The sequence below is a fragment of the Robertmurraya mesotrionivorans genome, from assembly GCF_050971805.1.
Lineage (GTDB): Bacteria > Bacillota > Bacilli > Bacillales > Cytobacillaceae > Robertmurraya_A.
Window position 1 is genome coordinate 70,463 of sequence record NZ_JBPCCH010000011.1, and the last position, 13,973, is coordinate 84,435.

The 13,973-nt window shown below is 34.8% G+C and carries 13 protein-coding genes and 1 riboswitch; of the genes, 6 read left to right on the forward strand and 7 right to left on the reverse strand.

Features of this window, described 5'->3' with window-relative positions; all coding sequences use genetic code 11:
* Nucleotides 1–94 precede the first annotated feature (94 nt).
* Both ACRX5O_RS16895 and ACRX5O_RS16900 read right to left on the reverse strand, forming a co-directional pair.
* Nucleotides 95–1,384 (reverse strand): glycosyltransferase, encoded by a 1,290-nt coding sequence (locus tag ACRX5O_RS16895; protein WP_433907002.1) that lies wholly within the window; start codon nucleotides 1,382–1,384, stop codon nucleotides 95–97.
* 331 nt (nucleotides 1,385–1,715) lie between these two features.
* Entirely contained in the window at nucleotides 1,716–2,147 is a 432-nt protein-coding gene (locus ACRX5O_RS16900; RefSeq protein WP_240390720.1) for an alpha-helical endospore appendage domain-containing protein, read from the reverse strand.
* Nucleotides 2,148–2,481: 334 nt separating this feature from the next.
* On the opposite strand from ACRX5O_RS16900, the gene ACRX5O_RS16905 reads away from it, so the two are divergent.
* From ACRX5O_RS16905 to ACRX5O_RS16920, 4 genes are all read left to right on the forward strand, one after another.
* Nucleotides 2,482–3,330: a DUF7164 domain-containing protein gene (locus ACRX5O_RS16905; RefSeq protein ID WP_433907003.1), complete on the forward strand. Its 849-nt coding sequence runs from the start codon at nucleotides 2,482–2,484 to the stop codon at nucleotides 3,328–3,330.
* A gap of 137 nt (nucleotides 3,331–3,467) precedes the next feature.
* On the forward strand, nucleotides 3,468–3,914 hold the full coding sequence (locus tag ACRX5O_RS16910; RefSeq protein WP_433907004.1) for an alpha-helical endospore appendage domain-containing protein: 447 nt from the start codon (nucleotides 3,468–3,470) through the stop codon (nucleotides 3,912–3,914).
* A 770-nt stretch (nucleotides 3,915–4,684) separates the two neighbouring features.
* Nucleotides 4,685–5,827 (forward strand): MFS transporter, encoded by a 1,143-nt coding sequence (locus ACRX5O_RS16915; RefSeq protein WP_433907063.1) that lies wholly within the window; start codon nucleotides 4,685–4,687, stop codon nucleotides 5,825–5,827.
* A 119-nt stretch (nucleotides 5,828–5,946) separates the two neighbouring features.
* On the forward strand, nucleotides 5,947–6,660 hold the full coding sequence (locus ACRX5O_RS16920; RefSeq protein ID WP_433907005.1) for a DUF421 domain-containing protein: 714 nt from the start codon (nucleotides 5,947–5,949) through the stop codon (nucleotides 6,658–6,660).
* A gap of 121 nt (nucleotides 6,661–6,781) precedes the next feature.
* Here the strand turns inward: ACRX5O_RS16920 and ACRX5O_RS16925 are convergent, their stop codons facing one another.
* Nucleotides 6,782–7,828 carry a DUF5667 domain-containing protein gene (locus ACRX5O_RS16925; RefSeq protein WP_433907006.1) on the reverse strand — a complete coding sequence of 349 codons (1,047 nt, stop codon included), beginning with the start codon at nucleotides 7,826–7,828 and terminating at the stop codon, nucleotides 6,782–6,784.
* Nucleotides 7,829–7,923: 95 nt separating this feature from the next.
* Nucleotides 7,924–8,008, reverse strand: a riboswitch (cyclic di-GMP riboswitch).
* Between the two features lie 162 nt (nucleotides 8,009–8,170).
* On the opposite strand from ACRX5O_RS16925, the gene ACRX5O_RS16930 reads away from it, so the two are divergent.
* Both ACRX5O_RS16930 and ACRX5O_RS16935 read left to right on the forward strand, forming a co-directional pair.
* Nucleotides 8,171–8,719, forward strand: a complete 549-nt coding sequence (locus tag ACRX5O_RS16930) for a P-loop NTPase family protein (RefSeq protein WP_433907007.1) — start codon at nucleotides 8,171–8,173, stop codon at nucleotides 8,717–8,719.
* Nucleotides 8,720–8,792: 73 nt separating this feature from the next.
* Nucleotides 8,793–9,866, forward strand: a complete 1,074-nt coding sequence (locus ACRX5O_RS16935; protein ID WP_433907008.1) for a glycosyltransferase family 61 protein — start codon at nucleotides 8,793–8,795, stop codon at nucleotides 9,864–9,866.
* 23 nt (nucleotides 9,867–9,889) lie between these two features.
* Here the strand turns inward: ACRX5O_RS16935 and ACRX5O_RS16940 are convergent, their stop codons facing one another.
* The 4 genes from ACRX5O_RS16940 to ACRX5O_RS16955 are packed head-to-tail and all read right to left on the reverse strand — an operon-like array spanning nucleotide 9,890 to nucleotide 13,907.
* Nucleotides 9,890–10,672, reverse strand: coding sequence for a glycosyltransferase family 2 protein (locus ACRX5O_RS16940; RefSeq protein ID WP_433907009.1), 783 nt, complete (start codon nucleotides 10,670–10,672; stop codon nucleotides 9,890–9,892).
* A gap of 45 nt (nucleotides 10,673–10,717) precedes the next feature.
* A complete protein-coding gene (locus ACRX5O_RS16945) occupies nucleotides 10,718–11,641 on the reverse strand; it encodes an NAD-dependent epimerase/dehydratase family protein (protein WP_433907010.1) in 924 nt (307 codons plus the stop codon).
* Nucleotides 11,638–12,615 carry an NAD-dependent epimerase/dehydratase family protein gene (locus ACRX5O_RS16950; RefSeq protein WP_433907011.1) on the reverse strand — a complete coding sequence of 326 codons (978 nt, stop codon included), beginning with the start codon at nucleotides 12,613–12,615 and terminating at the stop codon, nucleotides 11,638–11,640. Before ACRX5O_RS16950 ends, ACRX5O_RS16945 begins: the two co-directional genes overlap by 4 nt.
* A complete protein-coding gene (locus tag ACRX5O_RS16955) occupies nucleotides 12,612–13,907 on the reverse strand; it encodes a nucleotide sugar dehydrogenase (protein WP_433907012.1) in 1,296 nt (431 codons plus the stop codon). Before ACRX5O_RS16955 ends, ACRX5O_RS16950 begins: the two co-directional genes overlap by 4 nt.
* Between the last annotated feature and the right edge of the window lie 66 nt (nucleotides 13,908–13,973).

Here is a 13,973-nt window from a genome sequence, read left to right on the forward strand (position 1 = left end):
ATGGTAATTGGAACAAAAATTTAAGAGACTATCTCTGATTCTAATAGTCTCTTATTTCATTGTTCATCTAATAGTTTAAGTGCCTTTGCATTAGTTAGAAATAGCTAATCAATGGTTCTAATTGGTTATCCCACACCCATTTAGGGCTGTATCGCTGTCGTGCGAGTGTTTTTGCCTTTATCACTGGATTTTCCCTCATCATATTTACAATGACCCTAGCATGTTCTTTTAAATAACTTTCCTCTGATGGATTATATGTTTCCTTCGTATCAAATCCAAAATTTCTCGCATCCCACTTTATAAAATAAGCATTAAGGTTTTTTCCTAATTCTTCTAATGCAGGAACTCTTTCATTTAAAACCAGGCAATTGCCTTTGCTAGCCGCTTCTATAACGGTTAAACCAAACGATTCAGAGAACGATGGACATATAAAAAGATTGGATAGACTAAATAGTTCTAAAACAGCGTTCCTTGGGAAACCAGACTTAAATTCCTTTAAATCAGAAGTGAAAATAATATCTTGATTTGCCAGCCCATAAGTGGCACCTTGAGCCCGGATTAGCGCTTTATAGGTATTACTTGGAATATCACTGCTTGGAAAATCACAAAATACCACTGAAACGCTTTTTTCCCAGTGCTTTTTTATTGCCCCTCCTAACATAGCTACCTTTTCGAATTTTTTTGCTAGTGTTAAACGTCCGGGATATACGATTAACACATCGGGACTAAGTAAATCAATTTCTTTTGATAGAATCTGAATTTCATTACTAGCAAAACTTAAAATATCTAAACTATTATTTACCACCCTGCATCTTCCTTCAGGTACATTATACTGTTTAGCCAATGCTGAAATACCAGATTGTGTCGGGTAAACATACAGGGTATTTGGCATGGGGGTATAACGGGCAGAAAAGGGCCATTTAGGATTATTTGGACGATTCACAGGAGCTGAATGGGTAAAGGCAATAAATTTCACTTTTGGCAAAGTTTCCTGAGCTTTACGAATGGCCACGTTGTGAACTAAATGCCAGCCTTGATAATGTATATCATGCATGATACAAACATCAATATCTTGTAATTTATCCACCAAGTCTTGTGCAATGACATCGGTTTCTTTAAAAAAGGTTTCATGTACTTCCCCGCTTGTTTGAGAGTAGTCCCTCCAATGTATTTGTTGACCATCTAGATGATTGATCACTTTTACCCATTCAATCCGTTCATCCAAAAATACACCAAATCGCTCCTCTAGAGGGCAACTCTCACTTACGAGTACTTTTACTTTCATACCTGCATCCAATATCATGCGAAGTTGTTCTGCCACAACATTAACCAATGAGTAGGTGCTATTTAGTCCATTAAACATTGTAAGTAGAGCTATTTTCATTTATTTCATACCTCCCTGGTGAAATAAGACATAATAATATATACGGTTAATACGATTCTTGTGATAACTAATAAAGGCATGAATTAATTCTATTATTTCTCTTCAAGTTTGATTTTTTGTAACTCATTCGTTTGTCCCACTAAAAAGAGGTATAGCCAATGTAGATTGGAATACCTCAATGCCTCCTTATTGATGATTGCTCATCAGTTTCCAGAAAAGAAAGGATGTTTCCTTAACAAATTGATAAGACATAAGTTTTCTATTACAATTTCTATTATTTTTAGTAATGCGAGTGTTCTTGTAAATTTGGTTTAAAAACAAGATTCATTGATTAATTCCATATATTTGCAAATGCATCTAGTCCAGTGGTACTTGTAGCGGTTTGAGTAGTACTAGTAGTAGTGGTAGTACTAGTAGTAGTGGTAGTAGTAGTTGATGTTGAAATAAAATCAAGAATATTTTCAAATTTGAATTGAAGTAACATTTCTTTTTTAATAATGGTTTTCAACATTCCTTCTACTTCACGGTTAACTTGTAACAACTCGGCAAGGCTTCCTGCAACAATATTGGGGTTAACTTGTGTTCCTCCATCATCTACTAGGGTACCTAATGCTCCTTGAACCTTTTCGGCTTCTGCATTAATTAGGTGTGCTAAGCCAAGTTCTTCAAATGCAATTGAAGCTAGTAGTAAGAGAACCACTTGTTCAGAATCAAGACCATCAATTGGGTTGATCCCATTGGAAGGTGTGTTTGGAAAAGACATTTAAATTTACATCTCCTTTTTTTTATTTTTTACAATAGTAGAGTATTTAGATTTTCCTTGGTTTGCTTGGACATTTATAAGATCTTCAAAAATTTATTTCCTATAAAGTCTATAGGATATCCCTCCTTCCTTTATTTCTTTTTAGTTTATTCCTCCCTTGTAATATGGATCGGGCTTGTATCGTAGAAATCTAAAATTATTTACATTTTTTATTTAATAAGATTGGGTAGTTGAACTTACGATTCAAAAGGAACATAAATTTATTGTTGCCATACAATAGTAGAGAATAGTCTATATATGTATTCCTCATTTTATAAAGAGAATAGGTGAAGTTATGAAAAGGGCTTTAGTTGTTTTTCTTGAAGATAAACCTCACTTGATGCTTCAGTTTGGCTGCTTATACACATCTTTTAAATATATTGAAACAAATGACACTGATATGGTTGTTTTCGGGACTTCCCAAGCACTTAAAAAAGTACCAGATGATTGTGTAAAAGTATTATATAAGCCAATAAGTTATCAAAGTGAATGGAAAAATTATCACTATATTAATTCAATCAGCTGTTTGGCTAATGAATGTTCGAATTTTTTAGATCACTATGATTTAGTTCTGAGAACTGACGCCGATACCTTTTTAACACCAGCATGGAACAACTATTATCCAATGTTTTATACCGGTGGCAGGGGTGGCTACGTTAATAATGAGGACACAAAGGACAGGCTCCATAGAATTGCTAACAAACTAGGACTCAAACATAGGGGAGTCCATAACATCGGTTCAACGCATTATGGTTATGGACCATTAGTAAGGGAAGTATGTAAGGAAACTGTAAGGGTTGCCAAACATATTTTGAATAATGAATTTATAGATGGCCCCGGACAGTGGCCAGGTTGGTATTCTGGCGTAACCTCTATGTACAGCTCAGAAATTGCAGTAAACCATTATGTGGAAAAAGTTATTATAGATGGTGAAAAATTAGACTATCCGTCAAGTTCAGGATCTGACGTACTGAAACATCCTCATATTCACTGTTGGCATACAAATGAAAGATTTTCAAAATTCCAATATGAAGCAGGACAATATGACAACATTCTCATGGATGATTTAGATCTTACAATTGTAAAGGATTATTGTCTTTATATAGGATTAAAGGCGAAAAAGGAAATGCCCTGGCTTCTGTGAGTCGAGTGCTAGAAATACTTGTAATGAAAATTAGCTGTTAATAAAAGATAAACGGGCTTGGAAAGACGTCACATAGAGGGATAAAAAAACATAAATTAAAAAAGAAATTAGATAGACTTAAAGGAGGATCCTAATCTATGAGTATGCCATCCATTCCAAAAGAACCTCACCGTCCCAATAAAAAAGAAGTTGTCATTGATTTACTTGAATCCATTGCATTAGAAGAAATTGCATTGTCACACATTATGAATGCCGAGGCAGAAAAAATACAGGCGTTTGTAGGGGAGTGCTTGGATTTCCCTACCTGTCCTTCCAATGAAGAAATAATTTTGTTTAATAAATCTGCGGGGAGATTATTGGAAACAGTCGTTATGAAGGAATGGTTATTATTAAACAAACTACAAGACGTACTTGAATTCGCTAGTAGATTTAAATGTTTCAAAAAACATCATGACCATCATAAACCTTGTTGTTGTCACGATGAATGTAAATGTAAAAATAAACGTTGTTTACAATGTGGTAAGCACGAATGTCATTGTAAACATCATCTAGTCAAGGATGATTATTTCGATTGTGAGGAATAGATTTTAATAAGTAAGGTGATAGGTATGTTAGGCGACACCAATACCTCTATAAATGTATATAACCCGGAATCAAGTATTAAAATGTTAGATTCTATACTTTTGTATCAAACATCTTTATTAAATATGTTGAAGGCAATGAATGAGAATGATTTTTGTGACACGGTAATTATACAAACAATCTATAAAATTCTAAGTGCATCATATGAATATATCCGGTTATTAATACGCAGATTTGAATATTTACAATTAAACGACTATCATTGTTCACTTGAAATTGAAGTTATTAATAAATTCGAGAGTTATTATGAGAGTGTCTATGTTTTCTCTGGCAAGTTACATTCATCTCCTTATTTTCGAAAGGTTATTTCGGAATTAACAAGTATTATTCTTCGTGAACTCAGTGAACTGAAAAAATTTATTAGGTATCATAAAGATGAAAATAACATTAAATTATTGTGGAGATCCGACTTCGTTTAAATAATAAGCGAAGTTTTAATATTGGAAATAAGGGAGTATGAAAAGGGGGAACCACGATGTATCGAAACTTAAGGAAGTGGGAGGAGTGTTCCCCCTCGAATGAAAAAAGGAAACAAAGCTAATGATAAGAAAGAATATAAAGCAACAAGTAATGTGTTTTTACTTGTTTTTTTTTATAACGAGGACTATAGTTATCTAGTGATGACAGATGTCAAGACAGAAGGAGGGTTACATAGTTGGAAAATAAAACAATTTCACAAAAGAAATTACTCGGCATTGCAGGTCTTGGTTGGATGTTTGATGCGATGGATGTCGGGATGCTTTCTTTCATTATTGCAGCTCTAAATGCTGATTGGGGATTAACACCTGAACAAATGGGTTGGATTGGAAGTGTGAACTCAATAGGGATGGCTGTTGGTGCACTCGTATTTGGTATTTGGGCTGATCGAATTGGAAGAAAGAATATTTTTATTATCACACTTCTATTATTCTCATTAGCGAGCGGAGCTTCAGCCTTTACTACCACTTTAGCAGCTTTTCTCGTTTTGCGATTCTTTGTTGGAATGGGGTTGGGAGGGGAATTGCCTGTTGCCTCAACACTTGTATCTGAAAGTGTACCAGCTAAAGATCGTGGTCGTGTCGTTGTTCTGCTTGAAAGCTTTTGGGCATTTGGATGGCTTTTATCTGCACTTATTTCGTATTTTGTTATACCATCCTACGGTTGGAAAATTGCTTTGATTATTAGCGCAATTCCAGCACTTTATGCTCTTTATTTACGACTAAAATTACCGGATTCACCAGCATTCTCAAAAAAGCAGGTAGAAAAAAGAACGGTGCTTCAAAATATCCAAGACGTATGGTCAAAAGATCATTCACGTTCTACCTTCGTATTATGGGTTGTTTGGTTTACGGTTGTATTCTCTTATTACGGTATGTTTTTATGGTTACCAAGTGTGATGGTAATGAAGGGCTTCAGCATGATCAAGAGCTTTGAATATGTGCTAATTATGACGTTAGCCCAATTACCAGGTTACTTTACAGCTGCATGGCTAATTGAAAAACTAGGTCGTAAATTTGTATTAGTTACTTATTTATTAGGTACAGCAGCTTCGGCACTAGTGTTCGGAAATGCTGAAACGACTGCCGTCTTAATGACAGCGGGGATTCTATTATCGTTCTTTAACCTCGGTGCATGGGGAGCATTATATGCATACACTCCAGAACAGTATCCAGCTGTGATTCGTGGGACAGGCTCTGGGATGGCCTCTTCGATCGGTCGTGTGGGTGGAATACTTGGTCCATTATTAGTAGGATCACTAGTTGCTGCAGGCTACTCTATCGGATTTATTTTTACGATATTCTGCATTAGTATCGTAGTGGGCGTGGTAGTATTAGCATTCTTTGGCAGAGAGACAAAACAAATTGAATTAACGTAAATCTTACATAAAACCTGTTTCCAAAGTAAATGGAATCAGGTTTTTCTTTTTGTTTGAAATAGTAGCGGTCTTTAATGGTTACGCTAAAGGGGAGCTTTATTCTAGAGAGGTAGATGAATGTGGAGGTACTAAAGGACATTTTATTGGTTTATGGTAGAATCTTTATTATTATGCCCCTTTTATTAATGGCCACATTGTTTATGGGGAAGAGATCAATCGGAGAACTTCCTGTGTTTGATTTTTTAGTAATCATTACACTTGGAGCTATTGTCGGAGCGGATATTGCCGACCCCACTATAAAGCAAATCCCTACTGCAGCAGCGGTAATTGCACTTGCGATACTGCAAAGGATTGTGACAGCCACAGTGATTAAATATCGGAGAATAGGGAAGGCACTTACTTTTGAACCTACTATTGTAATAAAAAATGGGGAGCTAATTGTAAATAATTTAAAAAAAATCAATTACTCCATCGATAATATTTTGCAGATGCTTAGGGAGAAGGAAGTGTTTGATCTATCCATTGTTCAACTCGGAATCATTGAAGCAAATGGCCGAATTTCATTATTTAAGTATGCTGGTGAGGCGCCAGTTGTCAAAAAGGATCTTGGCCTTACTGAAGTAGACCATCAAATTAGTTTACCTGTTATTATTGAGGGGAAAATTGATACAACGACACTTGAGCATTTAAATAAAGATGAGACATGGCTAAAAGAGGAACTCTCGAAAATGAAGGTAAAATTAAGTGACGTATTTTTCGCATCCATAAATGAGAATCTTATACTACATATATCTCTCCATAATCAGGAAAAGCCAAACTACATAAACCATTAAGAGCATTTTACTTCCCATCACGTAAGCAATATACTATGATCAATACATCACAAACTTTTAGGAGACGATACATGATGTATGAGAAAGGGGAAAGAACGAATGTAGTTCTTTCCCCTTAGGTTTATTGGTTATTTTTGTTTTCGTTTACTTTTTGCGACTGCTGATTTTTTCCTTCTGTATTTTTCTTTGCTGTGTCAGCTTTTCTTTGTTCTTCTTTTACTTTAGCTTCCTGGGCCCTTTTTTGCTCAGCAGCTAGTTGTGCTTGTTCCGTTTGTTTCTTGGCTTCCTCGGCCTTTTTTGCTGCTTGTTCCGCTAATGTTTTTGCTACTTCCGCTTTTGGTGCGCTTGCATTTGTTGTTTTTACTTGTTTTTCGGATGCTTTTGGTTGAGCCGATAGTGTACTCGTAATAACTTCAGCTTCATTTGATTCGGTATCAAGAGGGACCGATATTTCTTCTTCGTCAGTTGAGAGATTTTTGTATGCAATTTTATTCTTGATTTCAGACGAGTGAAGTCCAAGTTCTTTTGCTATCTCTCCAAACCCCTTATCATCACTTGTATAGAGACTACTGATTTCATCTATCGTTTTACCTGAAGCCTCAGATAACAAATACATATGAGCAATTTGTCCAAATCCAAAACCCTGATTTCTCAACTCAGAAACAGATTCTTCATCTATATTTCTGACTGCTGCTGGCAATTGTTTAATACTAACTTGTTGACTTTCAATTTCTTCTAATACCTCTTCAGTTAAAACTTTTTGTATATCCTCATTAATGAAAGTGACTTCTTCGGTTGACGTTTCTAACTCTGATAATGTTTCCTCATTAATTTTATCATTGAAAAGTAATTTTGCTATTTGTTCTTCAGCTAAAGCTAATTTTTCTACGTAATTTTTCATAAGAATATCAATGAATTCATGTTTATCCTCTTCTGTCATAGCTTGTGCTTCAGCCAGTCTTTCCTTTGCTAGTTCCAGAAGGATTTCCGTTTCTTTTTTGGAATTGGTAGTAAGATAAAGCTGGAAGTCTTCTAGTAGTTGATCTACTGAGTATAGAAGCTGGTCAGGTGTTACTCCTGGACTCGAAGAATTCAATTCTGATGCGGAGACAGTTGAGCCGAAGGCAAAGACACCTGAAACAACAAAAGGTAAAATTAATTTTTTCATTTAATAACTCTCCTCAACAAGTATTGAACCAAAACCCGGCAGAGAAGGTGAATGATACACATGAACAAATGAGTCTTTTATCATGGTTAACAATCTTCGGTAACTGGCGAGCATAGTCTATGGACCTTAGCTCCTATAGCTTTGCGCCCTTATATTTCTATAAGTTTGCCTTTTTCGGATTTGATTCTTAATCCAATAGTACCATTCATTTTATTTCTTGATAATAGGAATATAGTATTATAACGTTTGAAAACTCATAGAAAATTCAGGAATCATGATGTGGAAAATTGCTTGTTGTGAGAAAATAGAAAAATATGACAAAGTGAGGAGGCGAGGATAAGAATGAATCGAGTTATGGTGATTGGGGTATCGGCTGGTGTTGGGAAATCGACGTTTACTAGGAAGCTTGGACAGATGTTACATATCCCCGTGTATCATCTAGATGCCTACTTCTGGAAACCAGGTTGGATCGAGGCATCAAATGAAGAATTCTCTGAGGCTCAAAGAACGCTTGTGGAGAAAGAAAAGTGGATCATTGAAGGGAATTACTCAAAAACAATTCATATCAGAGAATCAAGCTGCGATACAGTTATTTATTTAGAACTTCCCTTACGTACTTGTCTTTACCGTGTAGTGAAGCGATTTTTTACGAACATCGGTAACACGAGACCTGATATGACGATCGGTTGTACAGAGAAACTAGATTGGAAATTTATCAAATTTATTATTTCCACCTATTTTGCGAGGAAGGAAAAGATGAAAGATAAACTGAAACAGTACGAGTCAATGGGGAAAAAAGTAATTGTTTTAAAAAATAAGGAAGAAATTCGCTCCTATTTTCAATTAGCTGAAACAAATCAGGGTGATTCACTATCTAATGACCAAATATGAAACAAATAGAGGGGACATGCATAGAATGTAGTAATATTTAGATTTTATTAATAAAGGGGACAAAAGGGGTTAGATGGTATATTTAAACGGGAAATTTCCGGCACCTAACGGTTTTTATAAGACAACTAAGGAATGGTATCAGGCATATACTGAAATATTCGGAACAGTGAACACTTTTTATAAAGAATTAGAATATGAAGTTGAATTATTTGATGAGTTGGTATTTGAGCCCAATCCAACTATTAGACCAGTTTGGTCAGGTGGGGCTTCTGTGTCGTTAATGCCAAATGGTCGTGTTTATGGAGAAAATGGAATTGTTATAACACCTGACAATAAATTATTATGGGATGTTTCATTTGAGTGGTTTACAGAACCTAATGAACATTCAATTTTTTTTGAAGATGGATTACCTATCCCAATTAAGGTAGATGAAACCTGTGCTGTTTTAACACATCTTGATAGTTTTAACTATTTCCATTGGATGTTTGAGGTATTACCTAGAATTCAATTAATTCAAAGATCAGGGATAAGTATAGATAAATATATTTTAAATTATACTCTTCTACCATTTCAGATAGAAACACTGAAACTATTAAATATACCTAAGAACAAAATTATCCAAGTAAAGAAAGATACTCACATTCTAGCTAGTAGATTAGTTGTACCTTCGATACCGGATTACGCAAGTAGTTGGTCTTGCGGATATTTAAGGAATAAACTTTTAAACGTTTTAGATCAAAAAAAGAATGAGGAATATGAAAGAATCTATATAAGTAGAATGGGACGAAGAATTATCGTAAATGAAGATGATTTAATGAAAGTTTTAGAAAAACATAATTTCAAAAAAATATTACTAGATGATTTGTCTGTTCAGGATCAAATACGACTGTTTTCGTCAGCGAAAATTATTATTGGTGCTCACGGTGCTGGTCTAACTAACCTTGCGTTTTGTGAACACGGAACTAAGGTAATTGAAATATTTCCAGGTGAATATTTAAATCCACTATATTGGCTCATAAGTAATTTTGTCAAAGCTGATTATTATTATATTATTGGGGATAGACAAAAAATAGCGGCTCCTAGATTTGATAATATAGTTTTAGATATTAAGCAGTTTTCAGATAAAATAGAACAAATTATAAAGTAAGGCTCCTTTCAAAGGAAGGAGCCTTACTTTATAGGAATTAATTGTTTAAGATGCTTCCATCCGTTTTCATACTCGATAAATTCAGGTTCAAATTTATTTCCCCAGCGATTTAAGTTATCTCGAACAATCCATTCATATACCTCACCGTACACAGATAAATTATTTGTTTGGTTGTGTTGATGCCTTCTATGATTCAATAAAGTGTCATTAACCCAACCAATTTGGTAATTATTTTCTAGCAGACGAGAGAGAATTCGAATATCTTCCGCATGACGACCGTCCCAAGGATCATCTACTGGCCATCCTCCAACACTTTTTAGTGCAGTAGTTCGATAAAATCTAGGCCAAACTGATTGGTTGGATAAAAGAAAATCATATTGATTCGAAAAGCCTCTGCCTTTGACAATTCTAGTTTTAACATGGTTTCTCCTTTGTGTCACAATGTTAATATTACCTCCCAAGACAGCTACTTTACTTGAGTTGTTTTCCATCTCATCAACTAAAACTTCAAGAGTATTTTGGGGAAACCAATCATCTGCGTCTAACGTAATAATATAAGGTGTATTTACGAAGCTTAGACCAATATTTAGTGATTTGGATTGGCCGATATTTTTTTGATTATGTAAAAGGTTTATTTTCTCGTTAGCTAAATAAGATTCAATGATTGATACGCTGTTATCAGTAGATGCATCATTGATTAAAAGTAGGTTCCATTTATCGGAAGTTTGTGAAAAGATGGATTCTATTGCATCTTTTAAGTAATTTCCGGGGTTGAAAAACGGAATCATCACCGTAACTTGGCTCAAATCTTTCACCTTCTTTTAGGTGTCAGGCGGGATATGCCTGACACCTTAATCTTTAAACAAGTTTTTATAGTAACTAGAAGTTATTTCTAATCCTTCTTTTAAATTAGTCAGGGGAGACCAGGATAACAATGAAATGGCTTTTTCATTATCTAGTTGGCTATAAAGAATATCTCCCGATCGTGTAGGAGTATATATAGGGTCGATATCCAGGGGTATGATTTCTGTAATGTATTTATATAGGGTATTGATACTTGTTTTGCTATTACAACTGATGTTAATTATTTCATTATTTGCACGTGTGAGTGCCATCACATTCGCTTTTGCCACATCTTTTACAAAAATAAAGTCTCTCGTTTGATTTCCGTTTCCATAAATAGTAGCTCTTTGATGTTGAAAAAGTTTAGAGTAAAAAATCGATATGACGCCCCCTTCTCCCTTAGGAGTTTGCCTAGGACCATATACATTTGCATATCGTAAGATTGTATAGGATAAGTCATTATGTTCTGAGAATTGTTTTATATATAACTCTGGAGTGTACTTGGAAATGCCATAATATGATAAAGGTTTTATTGGGAAATCTTCGTGAATGCTACAATCTCCAGTTTCCCCATAGACTGCACAAGACGAAGCATAAATGAATTTTTTAACTCCCAATAGTTTACAACATTGTAATAGCTTAATAGTAGTTAGTATATTGTTGGTAGCATCCATTAATGGATTCTCCATTGATGTTGCTACATCTACATTCGCTGCAAGGTGGATCACAAAATCGGGTTGTTCACATTGGAAAATATCTATTAAATTTGTAGATAATAAGTCAATTTCATATAGTTTAATGTTTTTTGAAAGCCACGTTTTATTTCCAGTACTTAAATTGTCAATAACAATGACTTCAAAGTTCTTTTCAATTAATTCCTCAACGGTATGTGACCCAATAAATCCACAACCACCAGTTACAAGAACTTTCATACGGAATCACTTATTCCCAATACAGTTTGATAATATGAAATCGTTTGTTTAAGTCCATTTTCTAAAGAAACTTTTGGATTGAAACCAAGTGTAATAGCTGCTTTGCTTATATCGGGTAACCGATCCGGTGTATCTTCATATCCTAATCCATATGCACTCTCGTACGGGATATGAACAATATCGGAGTTTGAATTTGTTAAGTCCTTAATCATATGGGCTAATGAATTTATCGTAATTTGTTCAGTCGTTCCGATATTAAAGGCTTCGTTATTTGCTTTAGGGTACATACATTCAACAGTACCATCGATCATATCACTAATAAAGGTGAAGCATCGTGTTTGATTACCGTCACCAAATACAGTAATGGGTTGGTTTTTAAGTGCAGCTACAATGAATTTAGGGATTACGCCTCCATATTGAGAAGAGGTTTGTCTTGGGCCATATGCGTTAAAGTATCTTACGATCGATATAGGCAACCCTTTCTTTCCATAAGCAAAACACATATGTTCGTCTAGTGATTTCGCAGTAGCATAACACCATCTACTTGTTTGTGCTGAACCAAGTATTCGGTCAGAATCTTCGGTAAAGGGTAAATTTGGATTTTTTCCATATATTTCTGAAGTAGAAGCAAATACGACTTTTACATTATTTTCATAGGCTAGTTCAAGTACATTACGGGTTCCATCGATATTTCCATGAATAATTTTTAAAGGATCTTCAACAGTGTTTTTTACACCGAGAGTTGCAGCAAGGTGAAAGACTAAATCACAATCTTTCAGTGTCTTCTCTAATAGGGGGCGATCCATTACGGAACCTTCGATAAATTGAATCTTTGAAGGTGGAAGGGTTGCAAGGAATGACTTTCTCCCATTTGATAAGTTATCAATCACTGTAAGATGATGCCCCATATTTGTTAACCTTTCGCAAAGGTGAGAACCTATAAAACCAGCTCCACCAGTAACTAATATTCTCATGGACGACCACCACCAAGTCTAATAATTGTTGCATTTCCCTTTCGATCCTTGACAATATTTCTTGTGTCAAATACTAAGGAAGAGTGTTCAAGAATAGTATCTAATGGTATTGTTGAGTGGTCTGTTAGGATAACGACACAATCCACTTGTCCAAGTGTTTCTTGTGTTAAAGGTGTGCTATTGTAAATTTTACTATCAATTTTTATTGTAGGAACATAAGGGTCGTGATAAAGAACACTTAGGTTTATATCGAGAAGGCACTTGAAAAGTTCAACTGATTGTGAATCGCGAATATCACTGATATCTTTTTTATAAGTCATCCCATAAAGTAAAATAGAAGATTCATTCATTGGTTTTTGAAGGATCTCTTTTATTTTTGCTATTATATGTTGCAGAATTGTTTTGTTAATCGTACTTGCAGCAGTTATAAATAAACTGGACATTTCATAATTAGAGATTTTCCATTGAAGGTAAAATGGATCAACAGGAATACAATGACCACCGATTCCAGGACCAGGATAAAAGGCCGTAAATCCATATGGCTTCGTTCTTGCTGCATCAATTACCTCCCAAACATCTACTCCGAGATTATCGCAGATTGTTGCAAATTCATTGATAAAAGAGATATTGATAAATCGATAGGTGTTCTCTAATAGTTTTGTTATTTCTGCTGTTTCTGTAGATGAAACAGGTACTACATTTCTATAAATCATTTTATAAAGGTTTAACATTCTTTCTAAGCAACCACTTGTAATACCGCTTACTATCTTAGGAACCTCATCGATTGGCAAGGTTTTGTTACCTGGATCAATACGTTCTGGCGAGTAGCCTAAATAAATATTTTCACCTATTTTTTTACCGTTTTTCTCAAGTATAGGTAATATTACTTCGCGAGTTGTCCCAGGGTAAGTAGAACTTTCTAAAACGACAAGTTGATCTTCTTGTAAATAAGGAGTTATAGAGTTAGCTGCGGCAGTTACATAACTTAAATCAGGGGTTTGATGGGTAGTAAGAGGTGTAGGAACACAGATAATGACTGCATTTGAAGTGGTAATATTGCTATAATCGCTTGATACATAAAATTTATTACTTTTTAATGCATCCTGAAGCTGAGAACTAGATATATCAGGTATATAGCTCTCGCCATTTGATAATTGGGATATTTTTCTTTTATCTACATCGATTCCAATTACATTCAGGTTTTTTTCTACTAATTTTATTGCTAATGGGAGGCCGACAAAACCAAGTCCGATAATAGTAACAGTAGGTTGATTAACTTCAAAATCCTGCAAACATACACAGTCCTTTCTATTCTTATAATCATACGATGTATCATATGTTGAAGTTGAGCTACTGCT